The following is a 9,331-nucleotide window of genomic DNA, read 5'->3' on the forward strand; positions in this document are numbered from 1 at the left end:
TTTTTTGTGATTATGTTTCGAAATTAAATATCGAAATGCAGCTCAAGAGAAGCGTGAAGCGATGGGAAAGTGTCAGTAGGAAAGTGCAATGAAAAGTAGGTGGAATCAATACGCTTTAATAAAAACGCCCACTATGCATTTTTTACAATGCTAGTGGGCGTTGGGGTGTTTTATGATGCGATAACTGAGTCTGCACTTACGTAAGGTAAGTTGAGTGAGGTTGCGACACTTTCACAAGTGATTTGTCCACGGTAAACATTTAGACCATTGAGTAGGTGCTTATCGTCCTGTAGGGCTTTTTGGTAGCCTTTATTAGCAAGGTTCACAATGTAAGGCAGCGTTACATTGTTTAGTGCTACTGCTGATGTGCGAGCAACTGCCCCCGGCATGTTTGCAACACAATAGTGAACCACATCATCAACAATGTAAGTAGGCTCGCTATGCGTTGTTGCATGAGATGTTTCTACACAGCCACCTTGGTCGATAGCCACATCCACAATGGCTGAGCCTGGCTTCATTTTCTTGATCATCTCAGCGGTGACCAGTTTTGGTGCTGCCGCACCGACGACCAGAACACCACCGATAACAAGATCTGCTTCAAGCACATGTTTTTCAATTGAGTCATTGGTTGAGTAAACTGTTTTTAGCTTACCAGCAAATTGTGCGTCAAGTTGACGAAGCACATCAATATTACGATCAATTACCGTCACATCAGCTTGTAAGCCTAGCGCCATTTGCGCCGCATTAGCACCTACTACACCACCACCAATAATCACCACTTTCGCTGGCTCAACACCTGGTACACCACCAAGTAAGATACCGCTACCGCCACGAGACTTTTCTAAGGCAAACGCACCTGCTTGAATAGACATACGACCAGCGACTTCTGACATTGGTGCAAGCAGTGGCAGACGACCGTTTTTATCTGTCACTGTTTCGTAAGCAATACAAACAGCTTTGCTATTAATGAGATCATGCGTTTGCTCTGGATCTGGGGCTAGGTGTAGGTAAGTAAATAAGATCTGACCTTCGCGAAGCATTGCACGCTCAACTGCTTGAGGCTCTTTTACTTTTACAATCATTTCTGCTTCTGCAAAAACATCAGCTGCGGTAGCTAGGATTTGTGCGCCTGCATCGATGTAGTCTTGATCGCTAAAACCAATGCCTGTACCAGCGTTGGTTTCGACATAAACACGATGACCGTGAGATACCACTTCTTTGACTGCTGCAGGGATCATACCTACACGATATTCATGGGTTTTGATTTCTTTAGGGATACCAATGATCATAGTTTAAGCCTTAATATTTATGTTTATAGGTGTTGTTAGTTATTGGAATTATTATTAGGTTAAACAAATTAAAGCGGAATGTGTCACCATTTTTTAACTAAAAACCAACAAAACAAACTGTTTTTTTATTTGTAATTGGTATAAAAAACCAAATTAGATATTGCTCACAATTTAAAATGTGACTTTCGTTAAGTTTTTTGGTTTTTAAAACTGGCTTTTGTTTTTATACGTGGTTTTTATGCCTGTTTTTTGTTTTATTGGTAGTTGTTTTGTCTGTGGTTAATAAGGTTGTTTGAGTGAGGAGTTGGGAGGCTAGTGCGATGTTATTACATCATTTTTAGCGTTTAAAGACGTGTGTTGTACTGACTACAATCGTGTGTCGTGATACATTAAAACAATAACTATTTTCATTTGAGGTTACCATGGACGCGTTATCACTTTTACTGAATCGTCGCTCTATTCCTAAGCTGGCAGCACCAGCACCGAGTGGCGATACATTAGAGAATATTTTTAAAGCAGGTATTCGCGCACCAGATCATGGTGGTTTAATGCCATGGCGTTTTATTGTCTCTGAAGGTGAGGGATTACAGCGCTTGGCAGATATTTTGGTTTCTGCGGCTAAAGCTGACGATCTTGAAGATTTTGTAATTGAAAAAGCGTCTAAAGCACCGTTTCGTGCACCTATGGTTATCACAGTTGTTAGTAAGGTGACGGAAGGGCATAAAGTCCCTGTGATTGAGCAACATTTATCGGCAGGTTGTGCGGTACAAGCGATGCAAATGGCTGCGGTTGCACAAGGTTTCTCTGGCTTTTGGCGTACTGGATCATGGGCTTACCACCCAGTAGTACGTGAAGCGTTAGGCGTGCAAGGTGAAGATATGATCGTCGGCTTTTTATATCTAGGATCAGTCGATTGTCGTGAAGCGAAATTACATGAACGTGATCTAACAAAGTTTGTTGAATACCTATAAACAGCAAACATTTTAGCGATAAGTTTTAAAGAGGTGATACCTATCCGGTGAATAATACCGTGAAAAGGATCACCTTTTTTAGTTTGTTTTGCTCGTTTTTAAGCCAAGTTTTGATTTATATCAACGGAAAAACCGAACGATGTTCGCTTCACAGATGACAGGTGTCAGGGGCAGGAGTAGAATCCCTGACTCTTTCCCCTTTTTTGGAGCGTGTCATGGAAAATGTTCGCCTAACCCAATACAGTCACGGTGCCGGATGTGGTTGTAAAATCTCTCCCCAAGTTCTCGACACCATTTTACGCACCCAGTTAGCCCCATTTTCAGATCCTAACCTATTGGTCGGTAATGAAAGTAAAGATGATGCGGCAGTGTATGATTTAGGTAACGGTACATCTGTTATTAGTACCACTGATTTCTTTATGCCTATCGTTGACAACCCATTTGATTTCGGTCGTATTGCCGCAACCAATGCGATCAGTGATGTTTATGCCATGGGTGGTAAACCTATTATGGCAATTGCAATTTTAGGTTGGCCTGTGAATATTCTTGCCCCTGAAATCGCACAACAAGTGATTGAAGGCGGTCGTTCTGTTTGCCGTGAAGCCGGTATTTCTCTTGCTGGTGGTCACTCTATTGATGCTCCTGAGCCAATTTTCGGTCTTGCTGTGACCGGTATTGTGGATACCGATCGCGTTAAACGTAATAACAGTGCAGAGGCGGGTTGTAAGCTTTACATCACTAAACCGCTAGGTATTGGCGTATTAACAACCGCTGAGAAGAAATCTAAGTTGGCTGATGAGCACCAAGGATTGGCACGAGATTGGATGTGCAAATTAAATAAACCAGGTGCTGACTTTGCAGACGTTGAAGGCGTAAAAGCCCTAACAGACGTAACAGGCTTTGGTTTAATGGGGCACCTTACTGAAATTTGTGAAGGTAGTAACTTAAAAGCAAAACTATGGTTCGATAAAGTGCCTACTCTACCTGGCGTATATAACTACATTGAACAGGGTTGTGTACCGGGGGGTACTGAGCGTAACTTTATGAGTTATGGTCATAAACTGGGTGCAATGACCGAGCAGCAAAAAGCGGTATTGTGCGATCCACAAACTTCTGGCGGTTTACTACTTGCCGCAACGCCTGACTGTGAAGCAGAGCTTAAAGCGATTGCTGAGAAATACGATATTTTGCTGGAAGCGATTGGTGAACTAGAGCCGATGGATGGCGATACCTTTATCGAGGTTTGCTAATGCCACGTCCTAATTGCGATGATTTTCGCAGCTTGTTTGTTAACGATACACCGTTAATGGACATGCGAGCGCCTGTTGAATTTGAACAAGGCGCATTCCCAACGTCGGTTAGCCGTCCATTAATGACAAATGATGAGCGTGCCGCCGTTGGGACTTGCTATAAAAATAAAGGCCAGCAAGAAGCCATTAAACTGGGTCACCAATTAGTTAATGGTGATGTAAAAGCAGCACGTGTTGCCCAGTGGAAAGCGTTTTGTGAAGCCAATCCTAATGGTTACCTCTATTGTTTCCGTGGTGGATTACGCTCGCAAATTACTCAACAATGGTTAAAAGAAGCTGGCATTGATTTTCCTTATATCAATGGTGGCTATAAAGCACTGCGTCGCTTCTTAATTGAAACGATTGAAGACGTTGCTAAGCAGCCATCAATGGTGGTTGCGGGTAATACGGGCAGCGGTAAGACCATCATGGTTAACGAGTTAACTCGTGGTATTGATCTAGAAGGGGCAGCCCATCACCGTGGTTCTTCTTTTGGCCGCTTTGTAACACCACAGCGTACACAAATTGCTTTTGAAAACGATTTAGCGGTACAAATGCTGAAAAAACAAGATCGCGGTGTTACCCAATTTATCTATGAAGATGAAGGTAAAAGTATTGGCCGTGTAATGGTGCCGCTATCACTGCAAGCTACGATGAAAGATGCGCCTATTGCTGTGATTGATGATCCAATGGATGTGCGCTTAGTGCGTTTATTAGATGATTATGTGATCACTATGCAGCGTGATTATGTGGCGCAATACGGTGAAGAGCAGGGTTGGCTGTTATTTGCTGAGTACCTAGAAAAAGGCATGTTTAATATTCGTAAGCGTTTAGGTTTAGAGCGTTACCAAGAAATATTAGACGCTCAGCAACATGCGGTTAAAGTGATGCAATCGACAGGTTCGGTGACTGAGCATGACGCATGGTTAGTGCCATTGCTTGAGCAGTATTACGATCCTATGTACACCTATCAGCTAAGTAAAAAAGCGGATCGAATTGTATTTAGGGGCGATTACCAAACGGTGAAAGCTTGGTTTGAGGCGAAGTAATCGTCACTAACACCTTGTAAAAATAGAAAAGCTGACATGTTGGGACTTCACCAACAGTCAGCTTTTTTGTAAGTGGTGTTCACACAGTACAAATTATGTTGTTGTTTTAGGCATAAACTGCTGATTGGTTTTGATCATTTCCAATACTTGTTGGATGTATTGATGACCTATTTGAGAATAATTTAATAACCCATGAGCTAAAGCATCTGCGGTGATTTTTTCATGCTTGGCTTGTAAATTCGCACGGATATCACGCAGCTGCGTATACGCATCATTGGTATTGATATTATCGAAATAAGCTTGCACTGCGGCATAAACAGTAGGGAAGCGTTGTACTTCGTGATAATGCTCAGGATCGAGATCGTGAGGTGGAATACCACAGCCTTTGGTGAAGCACCATTGACCAAAAAAGCCATTCCCTTCGACGGCAAATCGTGATGTCCCCCATGAGGATTCCATTGCCGATTGTGCTAGTACCAGTTGAGCTGGAATAATATTAACCCGTTTTAATAACTCATTAAGCCATGCAGATGTGATCCCCTCTTTCGGGATCGGTAGCGCATACTCTTCACTTAAACTTTCAATAAAAGGGCTACTCGGATCGATTTTGGTTGGATCTTGACTTAACTCTTCTAATACTTGGCGATCCGACAGGATCTGTTTATTCGCTTCTTCGACGAAGGGGGTCAGGTAGTCAAAAAATGCCTTCTTTTTATCTTCAATATTGATGATAGTGCTAAATGGTGGCCTTTTAGGCGGTTGAAATTGATTGTCTGTATTAACACCGTCAACAAATAACTGCTTTCCAAACCATAGGAAACCAATAAGAAGTATAAGTGTGAGTAAAATAATGAAGGGTTTTAGCTTAGTCATTCAAATCTCTTATGCATGGCTAGCGTTATATAGGTTTTGTGCGGATATTATCACAAAAATTAAACAAAAAAATGCTTCGTTAACTGGTTTTATATCCAGTATTTGTTGCTGATATGCAGGGATTTCGGTAGAGTTTCGCCATTACTTTACTGTTAGATTTTAAGATCTCGATGAGCCGTTTATATATTGCTGAAAAACCCAGTCTAGGCAGAGCGATTGCTGCTGTATTGCCACGACCACATAAAAATCAGAATGGTTATATAGAAGTGGGAAATGGCGATATTGTCACTTGGTGTATTGGCCATTTATTAGAGCAAGTCGAGCCTGATGCTTATGATCCTCGTTATAAGAAATGGCATTTAGAGGATTTACCGATCATTCCTGAAAAGTGGCAGTTGATCCCGAGAAAAGCAGCGAAACAGCAATTAGCGGTGATTAAGAAATTAGCAAAATCTGCAACCGAAATTGTTCATGCAGGAGATCCTGATCGGGAAGGGCAGTTGCTGGTGGATGAGGTGATTGACTATGCCAAACTATCTGCCTCGAAAAAAAATGCGGCTCTGCGTTTGTTAATCTCTGATCTTAACCCAGCTGCGGTGAAAAAAGCGTTGTCATCGATGCGTAGTAATCATGATTTCGTGCCTTTGTCAGTCTCTGCGTTAGCTCGCTCTCGTGCCGATTGGCTTTATGGCATGAATATGACCCGTGCTTATACTTTGCTTGGTCAGAAAGGCGGTTATCGTGGCGTGTTATCGGTAGGTCGGGTACAAACGCCAATCCTTGGGTTAGTGGTTCGTCGTGATGATGAAATTGCTAACTTTGTGCCTAAGCCATTTTATGAAGTGTTTGCTTTAATTCCATATCAAGAGCAGGACATTCGTGCCCGTTGGATCCCGAGTAAAGCGTGCGAACCTTATCAAGATGAAGATGGGCGAGTACTTAGTCGTCAGCTTTGTGAAAACGTCGTTAGCCGAATTCGTGGGCAAGCGGCAGAAGTGACGGAATCTGAACGAAAAGAAACTAAACAAGCCGCACCGTTACCTTATTCATTATCGGCATTACAAATAGATGCGGCACGCCGCTTTAATATGAGTGCTGCGGATGTGCTTAGTACCTGTCAGTCGCTTTATGAAAAGCATAAAGTGATCACTTACCCACGTTCTGACTGTCGTTATTTACCTCTCGATCATTTTAAACAAGCAAGTGAGGTGTGCCGTGCGATCGCAAATACTGATAATAGTTTATCTAGTGCAGTATCAGGTGCTAATACCTCATTAAAATCAAAAGCCTGGAATGATAAAAAGGTCGATGCGCACCATGCGATTATTCCAACACCTAAGTCAGTGAATCCGCAAAGTTTGAGCCCAAGTGAAGCAAAGATTTATCAGTTAGTGGCGAGACAATATCTGATGCAGTTTTATCCGGCTGCTGTTTATGCTGAAGCTAAGTTAGTCTTTACTATCGCCAATGGACAGTTTGTCGCAAAAGGTCGCCAATTAATGGATGCGGGCTGGCGTGTATTGCTGGGGCGTGATGATAAAGGTGACGATAACGATCTTGCTGATAAAGTACCGCCATTAACCAAAGGCACTGCGCTTACTTGTCGTGATGGTGAAATCAAAGACAAGATGACCGAGCCACCAAAAGCATTTACTGAAGCGACGTTATTACAAGCCATGACTGGTATTGCGCGGTTTGTTTCCGATCAATCATTGAAGAAAATTCTACGCGATACTGATGGCTTAGGCACTGAAGCGACACGTGCTGGGATTTTAGAAATTTTGTTTAAGCGTCAGTTATTACAACGTCAAGGTAAAACCATTCATGCAACCGAGGCGGGAAGGGGCTTGATTTATGCTTTACCCAATGAAGCAACGTATCCTGATATGACAGCACATTGGGAGCACCAACTGCAAGATATGGCAGATAAGAAATATGCGTATCAGCCGTTTATGGGGGCTTTGCAGCAGCAAGTGACAGCACTGATGGATAAGGTGAAAGTCTCTGAGGTGCCACAAAGTTTACGTGATTTAAAATCACCAGAATGGACAAAAACAGCGGTAAAACGTCGATATAGTAAGAAAGGAGCCAGTACGAAATCCAATAGTGCTTCTACTGGTAAAACAACACGAAAACGTAAGCCTAAATCTGAATAAACATGAATAGTAAAGTGACTACTTACACTAGTAATGATAATAGTAAGTAGTCACTTGTTTATTGGGTTACAACAGTAGACGATAGCAGTTTCTACCCTCACCTTTAGCACGATATAGGGCTTTATCAGCCGTGTTAAAGAGTATTTTATAGTCACTACCTTGGGTTGGGATAGTTGTACTGACGCCAATACTTAACGTCACGATAGGCTCAGTACGATCATTATCATTATGAGGAAATGGCAACGCCATATCATGCATGGCTTTTAATATTTTCTTTGCAGCGAACACTGCAGCTTTGCTGTCTTGCCCTGGTAGTAACAGTACAAACTCTTCCCCACCAAAACGTGCAAATAAAGAGCCTGCTCGGCGCTCTATATTAGCCAGTCCATTGGCGATTTTCTTTAAACAGAGATCACCGGCATCATGGCCGAGGTGGTCGTTATATTGTTTAAAGTGGTCAATATCCAAAATCAATAATGAAATAGGTAATTGATGGCGTTCAGCACGTCGCCACTCATCGACAATGGCTTCATCAAAAACACGACGGTTAGCAATGTTGGTGAGTGGATCAAGCCGTGACATTTTTTCTAGCATTTTATTGACGTCATTCAGTTCTTGCGTGCGTGTAAGTACTCGCTTTTCAAGATCTTTATTTAGACGCTTTAAACGATCTTCTGCTTGATGACGAACAAGATGCTGAGAAATAATAAAACCATACTGTTTTAATAGCTGGTGGTGATAGCTTCTAAATGGGCGCCCCGTTAATAAGTTATCACAGGCAATCCAACCAATAGGGGTATCTTCATCCCATAAAGCAATATAGGCACTCCAGCCAAAGCCGACTTGCTTTAAATCGTGGAATAAAGGCGTATTTTCTTGAACAGCAAGGTATTCTTTTTCTTTAAGAGTGCGGGCGGCATACCATTGATTCGGGATCACCGATTCAAAATAATATTCATCGGTAGTATTTCCTGCAATATCAGTCCCATAGGTACCATGCATATGATGTTTTTCATCAAATAAAAATACTGCCATACGGTCAATTTCGAGTTGCTTTTTGCCTTCATCGACTGCGATAAACAGCATCTCTTTGATGGATTTAGTTCGCCATAACATAAACGAAATACTGTGCATGGCTTGTAACTGTTCAAGTAGTAAACCTTGTTCATGCTGGCTATTTTTCAATTCCTGCTCAACATGGCGACGGTTATTATGTTCACTTTTTATGGTCTGTGACAGCAGATCTGCATCAATTTCTGAGGCTAGTAATGTCCGTAATTGCCCTAGAGCTTGAAGATCAACTTTAGCGGCATGAGGGAAATCAATCAGTAGCCAACCAATGCGTTGTTCACGGCGAAACAGCGGTAGCCAAGCACGATGAAAATCGTTACTAGAGGAAATAAAAGGTTGTTTATTGTCTTGTTCAGTAATGGTGTTGTAAATATCAGGGTGAGTATCTTCGTTAATGGTGACAGGAGGGAAACTGTATTGGATACCTGTTTCATTTAACTGCAGTAATGAGTGCCACTGTCCTTTGTAGGCAACGATGATCTGACAATGCTGGACATCAAAAAACTCCATGAGATTGCGACAAGTCAATTCACAGATAGTACGTAAACTATGGGCATTTCCCCATTGCTCCGTTATGTTTTTATAAAAAAGATCAACGTGCTTTTTCATTCCAAGGTTAATTCCAACTAAGCC

7 protein-coding genes are annotated in these 9,331 nt (G+C 42.1%); 4 read left to right on the forward strand and 3 right to left on the reverse strand.

Translation table 11 applies throughout. From position 1 onward, the window contains the following. Positions 1-170: 170 nt before the first annotated feature. Positions 171-1,289: an alanine dehydrogenase gene (ald, locus tag E5A76_RS17185; RefSeq protein WP_053987008.1), complete on the reverse strand. Its 1,119-nt coding sequence runs from the start codon at positions 1,287-1,289 to the stop codon at positions 171-173. Positions 1,290-1,711: 422 nt separating this feature from the next. Here ald and E5A76_RS17190 point away from each other — a divergent pair, with 422 nt between their 5' ends. The 3 genes from E5A76_RS17190 (at position 1,712) to mnmH (ending at position 4,598) form a co-directional block, all read left to right on the forward strand. Continuing rightward, entirely contained in the window at positions 1,712-2,260 is a 549-nt protein-coding gene (locus E5A76_RS17190; protein ID WP_161119677.1) for an NAD(P)H nitroreductase, read from the forward strand. Positions 2,261-2,475: 215 nt separating this feature from the next. Further along, positions 2,476-3,510, forward strand: a complete 1,035-nt coding sequence (gene selD / locus E5A76_RS17195; protein WP_107165415.1) for a selenide, water dikinase SelD — start codon at positions 2,476-2,478, stop codon at positions 3,508-3,510. Further along, a complete protein-coding gene (gene mnmH, locus E5A76_RS17200; RefSeq protein WP_161119678.1) occupies positions 3,510-4,598 on the forward strand; it encodes a tRNA 2-selenouridine(34) synthase MnmH in 1,089 nt (362 codons plus the stop codon). The genes selD and mnmH overlap by 1 nt, the downstream gene beginning before the upstream one ends. 93 nt (positions 4,599-4,691) lie before the next feature. Here mnmH and E5A76_RS17205 read toward each other — a convergent pair whose 3' ends face one another. Continuing rightward, entirely contained in the window at positions 4,692-5,471 is a 780-nt protein-coding gene (locus E5A76_RS17205; protein WP_161119679.1) for a glucosaminidase domain-containing protein, read from the reverse strand. Between the two features lie 170 nt (positions 5,472-5,641). Here E5A76_RS17205 and E5A76_RS17210 point away from each other — a divergent pair, with 170 nt between their 5' ends. After that, complete coding sequence (locus E5A76_RS17210; RefSeq protein WP_161119680.1) at positions 5,642-7,627, forward strand: DNA topoisomerase III; 1,986 nt, start codon at positions 5,642-5,644, stop codon at positions 7,625-7,627. Positions 7,628-7,693: 66 nt separating this feature from the next. Here E5A76_RS17210 and E5A76_RS17215 read toward each other — a convergent pair. Continuing rightward, positions 7,694-9,331, reverse strand: a 1,638-nt coding sequence (locus E5A76_RS17215) for a sensor domain-containing diguanylate cyclase (protein WP_316247345.1), incomplete at its 5' end; no start/stop codon positions are given.

Origin of the sequence: Photobacterium lucens, from assembly GCF_009873615.1 — a bacterium.
GTDB classification, from domain to species: Bacteria; Pseudomonadota; Gammaproteobacteria; order Enterobacterales; family Vibrionaceae; genus Photobacterium; species Photobacterium lucens.

Bases quoted from the DNA above. Each gene is read 5' to 3' on its own strand.
- ald (WP_053987008.1), bottom strand. From the start codon at position 1,289: ATGATCATTGGTATCCCTAAAGAAATCAAAACCCATGAATATCGTGTA.
- selD (WP_107165415.1), top strand. From the start codon at position 2,476: ATGGAAAATGTTCGCCTAACCCAATACAGTCACGGTGCCGGATGTGGT.
- E5A76_RS17190 (WP_161119677.1), top strand. From the start codon at position 1,712: ATGGACGCGTTATCACTTTTACTGAATCGTCGCTCTATTCCTAAGCTG.
- mnmH (WP_161119678.1), top strand. From the start codon at position 3,510: ATGCCACGTCCTAATTGCGATGATTTTCGCAGCTTGTTTGTTAACGAT.
- E5A76_RS17205 (WP_161119679.1), bottom strand. From the start codon at position 5,471: ATGACTAAGCTAAAACCCTTCATTATTTTACTCACACTTATACTTCTT.
- E5A76_RS17210 (WP_161119680.1), top strand. From the start codon at position 5,642: ATGAGCCGTTTATATATTGCTGAAAAACCCAGTCTAGGCAGAGCGATT.